At 71.6% G+C, this 14,784-nt stretch carries 11 protein-coding genes and 1 pseudogene; 5 read left to right on the forward strand and 7 right to left on the reverse strand.

The features are described 5' to 3' along the window. From ACTWQJ_RS06880 to ACTWQJ_RS06890, 3 genes and pseudogenes are all read right to left on the reverse strand, one after another. Positions 1 to 233 (reverse strand): annotated as a pseudogene (locus ACTWQJ_RS06880) (crotonyl-CoA carboxylase/reductase); the annotation flags it as partial. Positions 234 to 649: 416 nt separating this feature from the next. Next, on the reverse strand, positions 650 to 1,459 hold the full coding sequence (locus ACTWQJ_RS06885) for a TetR family transcriptional regulator (protein WP_206306932.1): 810 nt from the start codon (positions 1,457 to 1,459) through the stop codon (positions 650 to 652). Between the two features lie 136 nt (positions 1,460 to 1,595). After that, positions 1,596 to 3,401: a 3-hydroxyacyl-CoA dehydrogenase family protein gene (locus ACTWQJ_RS06890; RefSeq protein WP_443305725.1), complete on the reverse strand. Its 1,806-nt coding sequence runs from the start codon at positions 3,399 to 3,401 to the stop codon at positions 1,596 to 1,598. Positions 3,402 to 3,768: 367 nt separating this feature from the next. On the opposite strand from ACTWQJ_RS06890, the gene ACTWQJ_RS06895 reads away from it, so the two are divergent. After that, complete coding sequence (locus ACTWQJ_RS06895; RefSeq protein WP_443305726.1) at positions 3,769 to 4,344, forward strand: adenylosuccinate lyase; 576 nt, start codon at positions 3,769 to 3,771, stop codon at positions 4,342 to 4,344. Positions 4,345 to 4,355: 11 nt separating this feature from the next. On the opposite strand, the gene ACTWQJ_RS06900 is transcribed toward ACTWQJ_RS06895, so the two are convergent. The 4 genes from ACTWQJ_RS06900 to ACTWQJ_RS06915 all read right to left on the reverse strand — a co-directional run bounded on the left by ACTWQJ_RS06900 (position 4,356) and on the right by ACTWQJ_RS06915 (position 8,071). After that, entirely contained in the window at positions 4,356 to 4,886 is a 531-nt protein-coding gene (locus ACTWQJ_RS06900; protein ID WP_443305727.1) for a GNAT family N-acetyltransferase, read from the reverse strand. Further along, a complete protein-coding gene (locus tag ACTWQJ_RS06905) occupies positions 4,883 to 5,281 on the reverse strand; it encodes a RidA family protein (RefSeq protein WP_443305728.1) in 399 nt (132 codons plus the stop codon). Before ACTWQJ_RS06905 ends, ACTWQJ_RS06900 begins: the two co-directional genes overlap by 4 nt. A gap of 51 nt (positions 5,282 to 5,332) precedes the next feature. After that, positions 5,333 to 6,895 carry an alpha/beta hydrolase gene (locus ACTWQJ_RS06910; RefSeq protein ID WP_443305729.1) on the reverse strand — a complete coding sequence of 521 codons (1,563 nt, stop codon included), beginning with the start codon at positions 6,893 to 6,895 and terminating at the stop codon, positions 5,333 to 5,335. Between the two features lie 135 nt (positions 6,896 to 7,030). After that, entirely contained in the window at positions 7,031 to 8,071 is a 1,041-nt protein-coding gene (locus ACTWQJ_RS06915) for an Rv2578c family radical SAM protein (RefSeq protein ID WP_443305730.1), read from the reverse strand. Positions 8,072 to 8,252: 181 nt separating this feature from the next. Here ACTWQJ_RS06915 and ACTWQJ_RS06920 point away from each other — a divergent pair, with 181 nt between their 5' ends. From ACTWQJ_RS06920 to ACTWQJ_RS06935, 4 genes are all read left to right on the forward strand, one after another. Continuing rightward, a complete protein-coding gene (locus tag ACTWQJ_RS06920; RefSeq protein WP_443305731.1) occupies positions 8,253 to 8,696 on the forward strand; it encodes an SRPBCC family protein in 444 nt (147 codons plus the stop codon). Between the two features lie 149 nt (positions 8,697 to 8,845). Continuing rightward, a complete protein-coding gene (locus ACTWQJ_RS06925; protein ID WP_443305732.1) occupies positions 8,846 to 11,251 on the forward strand; it encodes an MFS transporter in 2,406 nt (801 codons plus the stop codon). A gap of 150 nt (positions 11,252 to 11,401) precedes the next feature. Next, on the forward strand, positions 11,402 to 13,891 hold the full coding sequence (locus tag ACTWQJ_RS06930; protein WP_443305733.1) for a SpoIIE family protein phosphatase: 2,490 nt from the start codon (positions 11,402 to 11,404) through the stop codon (positions 13,889 to 13,891). A 141-nt stretch (positions 13,892 to 14,032) separates the two neighbouring features. Next, complete coding sequence (locus ACTWQJ_RS06935) at positions 14,033 to 14,758, forward strand: class I SAM-dependent methyltransferase (protein WP_443305734.1); 726 nt, start codon at positions 14,033 to 14,035, stop codon at positions 14,756 to 14,758. The last annotated feature ends 26 nt before the right edge of the window (positions 14,759 to 14,784 follow it).

Raw genomic sequence — 14,784 nt, forward strand, 5'->3', positions numbered from 1 at the left:
ACCGGGGAGGCCACGACGGCCACCAGGGCCCCGCCCGGGCCGAGTTCCGGCACCGGCACGTCGTCCAGGTGGATCGACTTACTGGGGTCCTTGTCGCGGGTGCTGAGGCCCGCGAACATCTCCGTCTCGTCCTTGTGCACGGTGATCGCGCGGTACGACTCGGGGAGGGGGAGAGCGGCGAAGTCGGCCGGCGTCGAGTCCGGCGACTGGATCGCGTCCAGGATGTCCTTCACGGTCACGGTGTTGCCTCCGGCGATACGCGCCCCGAGGGAAGGGCGCTGAGGGTTACGTCGGTGCTGCTGAGGGTTGGGGGTTGCCGTCGGTTCGGCGGGTGGTGCTGTTCGGCAGCGCTTTGTGGCGCGGGAGGTTGCCTGTGACGCAGGCGTCCGGGCGCGCAGGCCGTCGGCTTGCGGGGACAGCCGGCGTACGAAAGGTCGCTGCACGCCGGCCGCCCGGACAACATCAACGTATGGCACGCCGTGTCACCTGGCAAGGCACTGGGTGCCAGAAGTTTCGCTCAGACGAAATCTTTACGTAACAAATGAGCGATGATCGATCGTATGCGGGCTGGGAAACGGGCGAAAGAGGGCTCTGACATGCCAAAACGGCCACCCCGGTGGGGTGGCCGTTGTCACTGTGCTGTGGGCGCTCAGCGGTCCCGGAGGGCCTCCTCGATGGTCCGCATGACCTCGTCCAGCGGAGCGTCGGTGCGGGCCACCGTCACCAGCACCTCGCCCTGCGTCGAGACCGAGGCGGGGGCCGGCTTCGGCGCCGCGGAGCGTCCGATTCCGATGCCCGCCCCGAACGTCTTCCGCACGATCGCGAAGGCATGGTCGAGTTGTGCCTCCACGTCTCCCTGGCCGCCGGCCCGCAGCCAGCGCCGCAGCACGTGGTTGTGGGCGGTGACCACGGCGGAAGCGGCGACCTCGGCCAGCAGGGGGTCGTCGTTGGCGTCGTCGTCGTGCGCGTGCTCGTCGAAGTGGCCGAGCAGATAGCGGGTGAAGAGGCGCTCGTAGCGGGCCACCGACGCGATCTCCGCCTCGCGCAGGGTGGGCACCTCGCGCGTGAGCTTGTAGCGGGCGACCGAGATCTCCGGCCGGCCCGCGTACATCTTCATGACTTCCTTGATCCCGCGGCACACCGTGTCGAGGGGGTGCTCGTGCGCGGGTGCCGCGTTGAGCACCGCCTCGGCCCGGATCAGGGTGTCGTCGTGGTCGGGGAAGATCGCCTCTTCCTTCGAGCGGAAGTGGCGGAAGAAGGTGCGGCGGGCGACCCCGGCCGCGGCCGCGATCTCGTCGACGGTGGTCGCCTCGTACCCCTTGGTCGCGAACAGCTCCATCGCCGCGGCCGCCAGCTCCCGGCGCATTTTCAGCCGTTGGGCGGCGGCGCGACTGCCTGCGGCACTCTCGGGTGCGTCGGGCGCGGCTGGTGTACGTGAGGACTTGGCGGGCTGGGACATGCCCCGAACGTACTGCATGTGCGCAGCTCGATGCGCAGGTCCGGGGTTTCCCCCGCCCTGGAAGGGCGGGGGAGAACCGGCCGGGTCGAGCAGTCCGCCCCACTCCGCGCCCGCGCGGAACCAGTCGCCGGGACGCTCAGCGGCGGGCATATTCGCGGAAGCCGCGGCCCGTCTTGCGGCCGAGGCAGCCCGCGGCCACCAGGTGCTCCAGGAGCGGCGCCGGGGCGAGGCCCGGGTCGCGGAACTCGCGGTGCAGGACCTTCTCGATGGCCAGCGAGACGTCCAGGCCGACGACGTCCAGCAGCTCGAAGGGGCCCATCGGGTAGCCGCCGCCCAGCTTCATCGCCGCGTCGATGTCGTCAAGGGACGCATAGTGGTCCTGCACCATCTTGATCGCGTTGTTCAGGTACGGGAAGAGCAGCGCGTTGACGATGAATCCGGCCCGGTCACCGCAGTCGACGGCGTGCTTCCTGATCGTGCCGCAGACCTCGTGAACCGTCGCGTGGACGTCGTCCGCCGTCAGCACCGTACGCACGACCTCGACCAGCTTCATCGCCGGCGCCGGGTTGAAGAAGTGCATGCCGATCACGTCCTGCGGACGCGAGGTGGCACGGGCGCAGGCGACGACCGGCAGCGACGAGGTGGTGGTCGCCAGGACCGCGCCCGGCTTGCAGACCTTGTCCAGCGTCGCGAACAGCTGCCGCTTGACCTCCAGGTCCTCGGCGACGGCCTCGACCGCCAGGTCGACCTCGCCGAAGGCGTCGTACGAGCCCGCCGGTGTGATCCGGTCCAGCGTCTGCGCCGCCGCCTCCGCCGTCAGCCTGCCCTTGTCGACCGAGCGCGAGAGCGACTTGCCGATCCGGGCCTTGGCGGCCTCGGCCTTCTCCGCGCTGCGGGCGGCGAGGACCACGTGGTAGCCCGCCTTGGCGAAGACCTCGGCGATGCCGGACGCCATGGTGCCGGAGCCCGCGACGCCGACCGAGCGGACCGTACGGCCCGGCGTCCGGGAGTCGCCGGACCGCGGCGTCAGTGCGTCGGGCACGACGGTGGCGCTGCCCGGAGCGTCATAGGTGTAGAAGCCGCGGCCCGACTTACGGCCCGTCAGGCCCGCCTCGCTGAGCTGCTTCAGGACCGGCGCGGGGGCGTGCAGCCGGTCCCGGGACTGCGCGTACATGGCGTCCAGGACGGTGCGCGCGGTGTCGATGCCGATCAGGTCGAGCAGGGCCAGCGGGCCCATGGGCAGCCCGCAGCCGAGCCGCATCGCCGCGTCGATGTCCTCCCGGGAGGCGTACTTCGCCTCGTACATCGCGGCCGCCTGGTTGAGGTAGCCGAACAGCAGCCCGTCGGCGACGAATCCGGGCCGGTCACCGACCGCGACGGGCTCCTTGCCGAGGTCGAGGGCGAGGCTGGTGACCGCGCTGACGGCGGCGGGCGCGGTCAGCACCGAGGAGACGACCTCGACCAGCTTCATCGCCGGCGCCGGGTTGAAGAAGTGCAGCCCGAGCACACGCTCGGGACGCGCCGAGTCGGCGGCCAGGCGCGTGACGGACAGGGCGTTGGTGCCGGTCGCGAGGATCGTCTCCGGGCGGACGATCCCGTCCAGTTCGCGGAAGATCTGCTGCTTGATCTCGTACGACTCCGGCGCCACCTCGATGACCAGGTCGGCGTCGGCCGCCGCGCGGAGATCGGTGGCGGTACGGACCCGGGCGAGGGCGTCCGCGCGCTCCTGCTCGGTCAGCCGGCCCCGCTCCACGGCGCGGGCGGTGGAGGCCTCCAGGGCGGCGACGCACCGGGCGGCCTGGGCCTCGCTGACGTCGATACCGACGACCTCGCGACCGGCCTTGGCCAGGACCTCGGCGATACCGGTGCCCATGGTGCCGAGGCCGACGACGGCAACGGTCTTGAGCGGGGACAGAGGGGTGTCGGACAGGGGAGTGGCCATCGCGGGACTCCTGGAAATGAGGGTGACGTCTGGGAACGCGACCGGGTGCGCCGGGGGGCGCACCGGGTGCGTGAGGAGTGCGGGTGATGCCGGGCTGCAAGCGCACACGCCCGGTGCCGTCGCTGCGGACGTGCACACGTCCGAGGAACGGTGATGCCGACCGGCCCTGTCCCGTGGCCGAGTCGTACTCAGGTACGTGATGTACCGAACCGACTGCTCTCCCGACGGCTGCGTCACCAAACCGTCGCGAGGAGGGGCGGGTGGGTAACCCGCTCGTCTGAGCTTAACCCGCGGGTAACGAGCGCGCCAGTCCTCTGTCGCTGTGATGTGGGTCCCCCGAACCGAGATCGTTTGTACCCTCGGCGTCATGGACGAAGAGTTGCGATCGCTCACGGAGCGCTTACGGCAGGAGTCGGGTGCCACCGCGGCGTACGAGCATCTGGTGGCGACCGAGGACCACGAGGAGCTGGCGAGTGTGCTCACTGCGGCGGGGCAGCCGCTGTGGGCCAGGGAGCTGGCCGCGTTCCGGCTGGGGCTGGCGGGCGACCGGCGGGCCTTCGAGTCCCTCGTCCTGCTCCTCAACCACCGCGACCCACCGCGCTGCGCCTCCGCCGCCCATGCCCTCGCCCGCCTCGGCGACCCGCGCACCGCCCGCGCCGCCGCCGCGCTCGCCACCAACGAACTGCGCGTCGCCTACGCCCTGCACCCGGTCCGACTCCTCGTCGAACTGCGCGCCCCGGAGTCGGTGCCCACTCTGATCACCACGCTGGAGCGACGGCTGCGCCCCCACGACCCGTACCGCCGCGTGGCCCTGGCCTGCGTGGAGGGGCTGGGGGTGCTCGGCGACGCCCGGGCCCGGCCCGTACTGAACGAAGCCCTCGCGCACCCGGCACTCGCCGAGGCCGCTGTGGCCGCGCTGGCCCGCATGCCCCGGCAGGGGTGATGCCCGCCGGGTCACCCGACGCGGGTCAGCTCCCGCATGTACCGCACCTCCGGAACCTCGGCCCTGGCCACCTCGAACGGCTCCTCGGCCCCGTCCGTACGGAATCCCGCCCGCTCGTAGAAGCGCCGCGCGAGGGCGTTCTCCTTGAGCACCCAGAGGAGCATGCGGGCGTGTCCGGCGGCCGCGCACTGCCGTACCGACTCGGCCAGCAGGGCCTGCCCGATGCCGGCGCCATACCGCTCGGGGTGCACGTAGATCGCGTACAACTCGGCGTCGGCCGTGCGGACTTGGCCGTCGCGGTACGGGCCGTGGCAGGCCCAGCCGAGCACGTCGCCGTTCAGCTCGGCGATCAGGTTCACCACGCTGCCGTCGCCCTGGGCGAGGCGGGTGCGGTGGCGCTCGGCGTCCTCCGCCACGTCGAGCGCGTCGAGATACTCCTGCGGTATGAGGCCCTGGTACGCGGTCTGCCAGCCGCCGATGCGGATCTCGGCCACGCGGTCGCAGTCGGCGGCGGTCACTTCCCGGATCCGCAGGCCGCTCACGCGCCCACCACCGCGAACGCCTCGATCTCCATGAGGAACTCCGGGCGGACCAACGCAGCGACCTGCACGGCCGAGGCGGCCGGGAGGCGGTCGTCGGGTATGTGCTCGGCGCGGGCCGTGCGGATCGCGGGCATGTGGGCCATGTCCGTGACGAAGAAGGTGAGCTTGACGACGTCGTCGAACGTGGTGCCGGCGGCGGCCAGACAGCGGCGCAGGTTCTCGAAGACCTGGCGGGCCTGGGCGGCCGGGTCCCCCTCGCCGACCAGCGCGCCGTGCTCGTCGAGGGGGAGCTGGCCGGCGATGGCCACGAAACGGCCGGTGCCCATCACGACGTGCGAGTACTGGCTGGCGGCGGCGACACCGCCGGGGGCGGCGATCCTGGTCGGCTCACTCATGCGTCCATGGTGGACCATGGGTCTGACAACGCCCCCGACGGGCCGGATCACTCAGCCCCGGAAGCCCAGCAGCCCGTGCAGCGTCGAACCCCGGGTCGTGCCGGACGCCCTGGTGGTCAGCGGCTTCGGGTCGGGCAGTGCCTTGCACACCGCGTCGACCCCGCCGCTCCCGCGCGGCACCGTGCCGTCGGTCAGATAGGCCGCCAGGTGCTTGTCCAGGCAGGTGTTCCCGCTCAGCGTGATGCCGTGGTTCCCGCCGCTCGCCTCGACGACCAGGCTGGAGCGGTGCAGCAGCCGGTGGACCGTCGCGGCGCCCTGGTACGGGGTGGCCGCGTCGTGCGTCGCCTGGAACAGCAGGACCGGCGGCAGTTGACGGTTGGCGATGTTCACCGGCTGGAGCGAGTCCGTCGGCCAGAACGCGCACGGCGCGTTGTACCAGGCGTTGTTCCAGGTCAGGAAGGGCGCCTTTTCGTAGATCGCCCAGTTGTCCTTGCTCCACTGGCGCCAGTCACGCGGCCATGCGGCGTCCCGGCACTGCACCGCGGTGTAGATGCTGTAGCCGTTCTCGTCGGAGGCATCCACGGCACCGAAGTCCTCGTACGCCTCGACCAGCGGGTCCGGGTCCTTGTCGTTGACGTACGCCGCGAACGCCTCGGCGAGGTGGGGCCAGTAGCCGTTGTAGTAGCCGCCGGGCAGGAAGGTGTCCTCCAGTTCGGCGGCGCCGACCGTGCCACGCGCGGGTTTCCTGGCCAGCGCCGCGCGCATCGCGTACCACCTGGCCTCGACCCGGGCCGGGTCGGTGCCCAGCCGGTAGGTGGCGTTGTGCTTGGCGACCCACTTCATGAAGGCTTGGTGGCGGTCGTCGAAGGCGTGGTCCTGCGCCAGGTTGTTGTCGTACCAGACGCCGGTGGGATCGACGACGGAGTCCAGGACCGCACGACGGACCCGCTCCGGGTGCCGCCTGGCGTAGACCGCGCCCAGGTACGTGCCGTACGAGTAGCCGAAGTAGTTGATCCGCTCCGCACCCAGAGCGCGCCGGATCCAGTCCATGTCCTCGGCGGCGCTGCCCGTGTCGAGGTACGGCAGCACGCGCGCGTACTTCTTTCCGCAGGCGGCGGCGAAGGACTTCGCGCGCGCGAGGTTGGCCGTCTCGGCGAGGGGCGTGGCGGGCCTCGGGTCGGGGCGCGCCGGGTCGAAGTGGCCGGGCCCGCAGTTCAGCGCCGGCTTGCTCGCGCCCACCCCGCGCGGGTCGAAGCCGATGACGTCGTACTGCGCCGCAACCGACTTCGGCAGGGCGGACGCGACGAATCCGGCGAGGGTCAGACCGCTGCCGCCGGGGCCGCCGGGGTTGACCAGCAGCGGGCCCTGGTACCTCTTCGCGGTGTGCGGGACGCGGGACAGCGCCAGCGTGATCTTCTGCCCGTGCGGGTTCGCGTGGTCGAGCGGCACCTTCAGCGACGCGCACTGGAGCGTCGGGTAGTCGGTGGTGCCGCACTTCTTCCACGCCGGCCTCGAGGTAGTGGCGTGCGGGGCGTTCGCCTCGGCGGGGACTGCCGTGAAGGTGCCGGCCACGACGAGCGCGGCGCCGCACAGCACGGCTGCGCGTTTGTTCATGGGTCCTCCCAGGACGGAGGGTTGCGGGGCCGCGCATCCCACGGCCCTCGCCGCATCGTCCCGAACGGAACGCCCGGAAGAACATGTTCTGATCATACTTGACCCGATTGGGTCGATGGTTGCGCTCGAACGCTCTCAGATCAGCGAGAGCTGGGTCGGCCCGGGCAGGTCCGAAGGCGTCGGCTCGGGTTCCCGGATCCGGCGCGGCATACCCGCGCGGGTCGGCCCGATGCCGTACTCCTGGGCCAGCTCGTGGACCTGACGGGTGATCCGGCGCTGGTACCACTTCGGGGCGTAGGCGCCGTCCGCGTACAGCCGCTCGTACCGCCGCACCAGGTGCGGGTGGTGGCGCTCGAGCCACGCCATGAACCACTCGCGCGCGCCGGGCCGCAGATGCAGCACGAGCGGTGTGACCGACGTGGCCCCGGCGGCGGCGATCGCCCGCACGGTGGCCCGCAGTTGGGCGGGCTGATCGCTCAGGAACGGGATCACCGGCGCCATCAGCACGCCGCAGCCGATCCCGTGCTCGCCCAGGGTCCGTACGACGTCCAGGCGGCGTTCCGGCGCCGGGGTGCCCGGCTCGACGGTGCGCCACAGCTCGGTGTCGGTGAAACCGACCGAGACGGAGATGCCGACGTCCGTCACCCGGGCGGCCTGCGTCAGCAGGTCCAGGTCACGCAGGATCAGGGTGCCCTTCGTCAGGATCGAGAAGGGGTTCGCGTGGTCGCGCAGGGCGGCGAGGATGCCCGGCATCAGGCGGTAGCGGCCCTCGGCGCGCTGGTAGCAGTCGACGTTGGTGCCCATCGCGATGTGTTCGCCCTGCCAGCGGCGCGAGCCGAGCTGGCGGCGCAGCAGCTCGGGTGCGTTCACCTTGACCACGATCTGGGAGTCGAAGCCGAGGCCGGTGTCGAGGTCCAGATAGCTGTGCGTCTTCCTCGCGAAGCAGTACACGCACGCGTGCGTGCAGCCCCGATAGGGGTTCACGGTCCACTCGAAGGGCATGCGGGAGGCCCCGGGCACCCGGTTGAGGATCGAGCGGGCCCGCACCTCGTGGAAGGTGATCCCGCGGAACTCGGGCGTGTCGAAGGTTCTGGTCACCACCGCGTCCGCGCCGAACAGCGCGGTGTCGGCCCGGCTGTGCTCGCCGGACTCCAGGGTGAGGTTCTCCCAGCGCATGACGCCTCCTCGGGGTCGCTCGACACAGAATAGAACATCTGTTCCCATGATCGTGCGAGCGTCACTCCCGATCGCGTCACGGAACCCGATCGATCACTTCCGTGCTCCCGATTTGGGCGGCCGGGTGCCGGGGTGGTTGGCTGTGCCGCAACCCCGAGAACTCAGGTGCTGGAGGAACGCAATGGCGCAGGTCGAGGCCACTACGGAGCGGGTCGTCGCGGCGGACCCGGAGACGGTGTTCGACACCCTCGCCGACTACGCCGGCACGCGGGCGAGGCTGCTGCCCGAGCACTTCAGCGAATACGAGGTGCGCGAGGGCGGTGACGGCGAGGGCACCCTCGTTCACTGGCGCCTCCAGGCCACCAGCAAGCGCGTCCGCGACTGCCTCCTGGAGGTCAGTGAGCCGACCGACGGTGAGCTCGTCGAGAAGGACCGCAACTCCTCCATGGTCACCACCTGGCGGGTCACCCCGGCCGGCGAGGGCCGGTCCCGCGTGGTCGTGACCACCACCTGGACGGGCGCCGGAGGCATCGGCGGCTTCTTCGAGAAGACCTTTGCGCCCAAGGGTCTCGCCCGGATCTACGACGCGGTGCTCGCCAAGCTGGCCGCTGAGGTCGAGAAGTGATCAAGGGGCAATCCCTCAGGGGTCGTTGAGGTCTCACCGGTTCGAGTGGATCTCCTGGCCGGATGGCATGATTCCGTAACTCGTCGCGCTTGCTCGTAGTTGTCGCTTTACGCGGCAATTGTGTGGCAGTGCGACGAGGGGAGCGGTACGTGGGCGGGACGACTCTGGTGCAGGACGGACCAGTTGCGACGGCGCCCCCGCACCTTCCTGCCCCACCGCCGGTCCTGACCGCCGAACTCAGCCCGCGCCGGGTGCGGTTGGTCTTCCTCGGGCTGATGCTCGCGCTGCTGCTCGCCGCCCTGGAGCAGATGATCGTCGCCACCGCGCTCCCGAGGATCGTCGGTGAGCTGCACGGCCTGGACAAGATGTCCTGGGCGATCACCGCCTACCTGCTCACGGCCACCATCGGACTGCCGATCTACGGCAAGCTCGGCGATCTCCTCGGCCGCAAGGGCGTCTTCCAGTTCGCCATCGTCGTCTTCGTCGTCGGCTCCGCGCTCGCCGGCCGCGCGCAGACCATGGACCAGCTGATCGCCTTCCGCGCGGTGCAGGGTGTCGGCGCGGGCGGGCTCATGATCGGCGTGCAGGCGATCATCGCGGACATCGTGCCGCCCCGGCAGCGGGGCAAGTTCATGGGGCTGATCGGCGCGGCGTTCGGCCTCGCGTCTGTGGCCGGGCCCCTGCTGGGCGGCTACTTCACCGATCATCTCTCCTGGCGCTGGTGCTTCTACATCAACGTGCCCTTCGGCCTGATCACCATGGCCGTCGTCGCCGTCGTGCTGAAACTTCCCAAGCCGACCGCCAAACCCCGCCTCGACATCCTCGGTGCGCTGCTCCTCGCCGCCGCCTCCACCTGCCTGGTCCTGCTGACCAGTTGGGGCGGCACCGAGTACGCCTGGGACTCGGACGTCATCCTCGCGCTCGCCGCCGGGGCCGCGGCCACCACCGTGCTCTTTCTCGTGGCCGAGCACTTCGCCGCCGAACCCCTCATTCCGCTGCGGCTGTTCCGCGACTCCGTCTTCAACATCACCGGCCTGGTGGGCCTGGTGGTCGGCGTCGCCCTCTTCGGCGCCGCCAGCTACCTGCCGACGTTCCTTCAGATGGTGGACGGGGCGAGCGCCACCGAGTCCGGGCTGCTGATGCTGCCCATGATGGGCGGCATCGTCGGCGCCTCGATCATCTCCGGGCAGCTCATCAGCAGCACCGGCCGCTACCGGATCCACCCGATCATCGGCGGCGCCCTCTCCGTCGTCGGCATGTGGCTGCTCTCCCGGCTCGAAGCCGACACGCCCCGGCTGCACTACAGCATTTGGATGGCCGTCCTCGGCGCCGGGATCGGCATGGTGATGCCGGTCCTGATCCTCGCCGTGCAGAACTCCGTGCGCCCCGCCGACCTCGGCACCGCCACCAGCGCCAACAACTACTTCCGGCAGATCGGCGGCAGCGTCGGCGCCGCGATCTTCGGCACCCTCTTCGCCGACCGGCTCACCGACTCCCTGCGCGAACACCTCCCCACGCGCGCGGACGCCGGTCTGCCCGACCCCGAGTCCATCACCCCCGAGCTCGTCCACGCACTGCCCCCGGCGCTGCGCGAGGGCTACATCCAGGCCTACGCCGACGCCATGCCGAGGATCTTCCTCTACCTCGTGCCGGTGCTCGTCCTCGGGCTGCTCATCTCGTTCTTCCTCAAGGAGACCCCCCTGTTGACCAGTACAGCGTCCCCCAGCGCCCCTACCACCGACCCGGAGACAGCTCAGGTGAACGCCCCCATCCCGCACGCCCGTTCGCCGTACGCCGCCGGAATCGCCGTCTGCGGCACCGTGCAGCACCCCGACGGGACCGTCGTGCCCCGCGCCGCGCTCACGCTCATCGACGTCGCCGGACAGCAGATCGGGCGGGGCGCGAGCGGCGAGGACGGACGGTACGCGCTGGCCACGCCCGGCTCGGGGGCGTACGTCCTGATCGCCGCGGCCGGCGGCCACCAGCCGCAGGCCGTCTCCGTGACCGTCGGCGAACGCCCCGTCGAACTGGACGTCGTCCTCGGCGGCGCCGGACGCCTCGCCGGCAGCGTGCTCACCGCGGACGGCAGCCCCGTGCGCGACGCCACCGTCACCCTGACCAACGCGCACGGTGAGGTCGTCTCCAGTACCCGCAGCGGACGCGAGGGCGGTTACGTCATCAACGAGCTGGTGGCGGGCGAGTACACGCTCGCCGCGAGCGCTCCCGCGTTCCGCCCGGCCGCCCTCCCGGTCACCGTCCAGGCCGCCCGCGAGACCCGGCAGGACATCGAACTCGCCGGCGGCGCCGTGCTGCGCGGCACGGTTCGGGCGAGCGGCGGGCGGCCCGTCGAGGACGCGCGGGTGACCCTGCTGGACGCGGCCGGCAACGTGGTCGACACGCTCACCACCGGGGCTGACGGAACGTTCCGGTTCGTCGATCTGTCCTCCGGCGAGTACACCGTCATCGCGGCCGGATATCCGCCCGTGGCCACCGTGCTGCAAGTGGCGGGCGGGGGACGCACGGAACGCGACCTTCAGCTGGGCCACGAGGACTGAACCGCCCGTCGGCCGCGGCAGGGTGTGCGCCCGCGCGGTCGGCGACATCAATTCCCGTATTGCCGCACATCGTGGAGGGGTGTCGCCGTACGGTGGGTGACGGGGGCACAGATCTAGATCTTGCACAGTCGTGGGGAGAGGGACTGGGCCATGGACCGTGGCACCGACCGGTCAGCACCTCCCGACCACCAGGCCGGAAGCGGTGCACCGACGGGGCATGCCCCGGCCGGCCGCATCCCGCTGGCCGTGGTCGTGGTCGATCGCGACGGCCTCGTCTCCCACTGGAGCACCGGCGCGCGACGCCTCTTCGGCGCCGCCAAGAAGTCCGCGATCGGCCGGTCCGCGGCCGACCTTCTCCCTGTCTCCGGAGCGTTGCCCGCAGACCCCGAGGACCCCGACGACGCTGAGGACACGCCGTACGGGCCGTACGGCGGGTACGACGGCCTCGGACCCGGCCTGCAGGCATCCCTCGACGGAGGTCTCTCCTACCCTGCCGCGGGCCGCGCCCGGGTCGGTGTGCCCGACGGCGGCCGGGTCGACGTGCTGTGGTGGGCGTACCCACTGATCGGACCCGGCCTCGAGCGGCTGCTCGTGCTCGCCGCGGACGCGGCCGCCCTGCGCCCGCACGAGCCGGACGAGGACGCGGCCGTCGAACGGATCGCGCCCGCCTTCGCCCTGCACACCGACTTCCCCGGCGCCGAGGAACTCGCCCGCAGGCTCCCCGAGATCCTGCCCAGCATGAGCGTCGACGAGAGCGCCCGGATCGTCGCGCAGGTCCTCGAACTGGGCTATCCGGTCCTGGAGTTCAGCCAGAACGACCGGGTGCCCGTCACCCCCGACTGGGGCGTGCCCCGGCGCGTCGAGCGCAAGGCCCGCCGCGAGCGACTGGCCAGGGCCCTGGCCGCCGGCGAGACCGTACCGGAGGAACTGCGGGACGACGGCGAGGACGGCGAGGACCTCGAGTACGCCGCCGTACGCGAGCGGCTGGAGTTCCTCAACGAGGTGAGCGGCAGGATCGGCACCTCGCTCGATCTGGCGCGGACCATCGTCGAGGTCAGCCGGGCCGTCGTACCCCGCTTCACCGATGTCGCCGGCACCTATCTGCGCGAACAGGTCGTCGCCGGCGAGGGATTCCCCGAAGGCGTGCCGGACACCACCACCATGTGGCACCGGGTCGCCGTCGAGCACACCGACGAACCCGGCCGCTGGGACGACGTCGTCCCCGTCGGCGAGGCCATGCCGTTCCCGGCGCACACGCCGTTCTTCCAGTGCATGACCACCGGCGAGCCCGTCCTGGTGCCACGGATCAGCGAGCAGATGGGCCACGCCATCGCCTCGCAGTTCGAGAAGCGGGACATCCGGCCGCTGATCACGGGCCGTTCGATGCTCGTCGTGCCGCTGAAGGCACGCAACGTGGTGCTCGGGTTCATGATCCTGCTGCGCCATCCCGAGCGCGCCGAGTTCAACGACATGGACCGGGTCACCGGCGCCGAACTCGCCGCCCGCGCGGGCCTCGTGCTCGACAACGCGCGCATGTACACCTACCAGGAGAGCGTTGCCGAGACCCTCCAGGACAGCATGCTGCCGCACATCCCGCCGCGCATGGCGGGCTGCGACATCGCCACCCGCTATCTGCCCGGCACGATGCTCGGACGGGTCGGCGGCGACTGGTTCGACTCGGTGAAACTGCCCGGCGCCCGCACCGCGTTCGTCGTGGGCGACGTCATGGGTCACGGCCTCAACTCCGCCGCCATGATGGGCCAGTTGCGGACCGCCGTGCAGACCATGGCCGCCCTCGACCTGCCGCCCGCCCAGCTGCTGCGCAACCTCGACGACCTCGCCCAGCGGCTGGGCGACACCTACCTGGCGACCTGCCTGTACGCCGTCTACGACCCGATCGCGAGCGAGCTGCACCTGGCCAACGCGGGCCATATTCCGCCGGTGCTGGTGCGGGCCGAGGACGGTCGCAGTGAACTGCTCGACCTGCCCACGGGTGCGCCCATCGGCGTCGGCGGGGTGCCCTTCGAGGCGGTACGCGTGCGCGTGCAGCCCGGCGACCGGCTGGTGATGTGCACCGACGGGCTGGTCGAGGTGCGCGGCGAGGACATCGGCGTCGGCCTCGCCACGCTGTGCGAGTCCGCCGCGCACCCGGCCGCGTCCATGGACGACGCCTGCGACACCATCATCCGCGCCCTCAACACGCGCGGCGGCCGCAAGGACGACGTGGCCCTGCTGATGGCCCGCCTGAGCGGCATCGAACCCGACGACGTCGCCGAATGGCGGCTCGCCCTCGACCCGGCCGAGGTGGGACGGGCCCGCGCCGCCGTCCGCGAGCAGCTGCACGACTGGGGTCTGGCCCGGCTGGCGGACAGCACCGAGCTGATGGTCAGCGAACTCGTCACCAACGCGGTACGGCACTCCCACCGCCGGCCCGTCGAACTGCGTCTGGTGCGCGGCGACACGCTGCTGTGCGAGGTGGACGACGACGATCACGACCTGCCGACGCTGCGGGGCGCCGGGCCCGGCGACGAGGCGGGGCGCGGACTGCGCGTGGTCAGCACCCTCGCGCGCGAGTGGGGCGCCAGCCGAAGGGGTGCGGGCAAGACGGTCTGGTTCGAACTCACGCTGCCGCGCCGCTGAATCATCGGACGCAGGGGCCGTGGGCCTGTCGAACGAGCCGTGAAGGTATGCGCCGTGTGCTTGTGACCGTGCCCCGGGCGCGATACACCGTACTGGCCCGTCACTTACGGTGGGATCGGCGTCGGACCTGGGGAGTTGGCCATGAGCGTGACGAGTCGGTACCGGGAGGCCTGGGAGGCGTTCTGGCGCGAGGCGCCCCGCGAGCAGGGCGCCGTGTTCTGGGACGCCGAGCCCGCGCTCACCGCGGGCCGCCACCTCGCCCTGTTCGAGCCGCACCTGACCGACCCCGGCCTGCCCGTGGTCGACCTGGGCTGCGGCAACGGCACCCAGACCCGCTACCTCGCCGACCGCTTCCGGCACGTTCTCGGCGTCGACCTGTCCGTGGCGGCCGTTGAGCACGCCCGCTACGCGGATCCCGCCGGGCAGGCGGGTTACCGAGCACTGGACGCCGCCGAGAAGAGCGAGACCGAGGCGCTGCACGCGGAGCTCGGCGACGCCAACGTGTACATGCGCGGTGTACTCCACCAGTGCGAGCCCGACGACCGGCAGCCACTGGTGGACGGCATCGCCACCCTCGTCGGCACCCGCGGCCGGGTCTTCCTCGTCGAGCTCGCCGAGGCCGCCGGTGCCGTCCTGCGCTCTCTGGCCCAGGGCCCCGCCGGCCCGCCGGCCAAGCTCGCCCCCGTCTTCCGGCACGGCATCGCCCCCGGCGAGGTCGCCGACGCCGCCGTGCCCGACCACCTGCGGGCGGCCGGGCTCACCGTGCTGGCGAGCGGCGAACTGCCCCTGGCGACCACGGAGTCCGGCCCGGACGGCGCCAGGGTCGAGCTGCCGTCGAAGTGGCTGGTGGCGGGCCGGGAGGGCTGACCGCACGCGGCGCTCTTCACCGGCGC

This window comes from Streptomyces sp. KR55 (assembly GCF_052245645.1).
GTDB lineage: Bacteria > Actinomycetota > Actinomycetes > Streptomycetales > Streptomycetaceae > Streptomyces > Streptomyces flavusporus.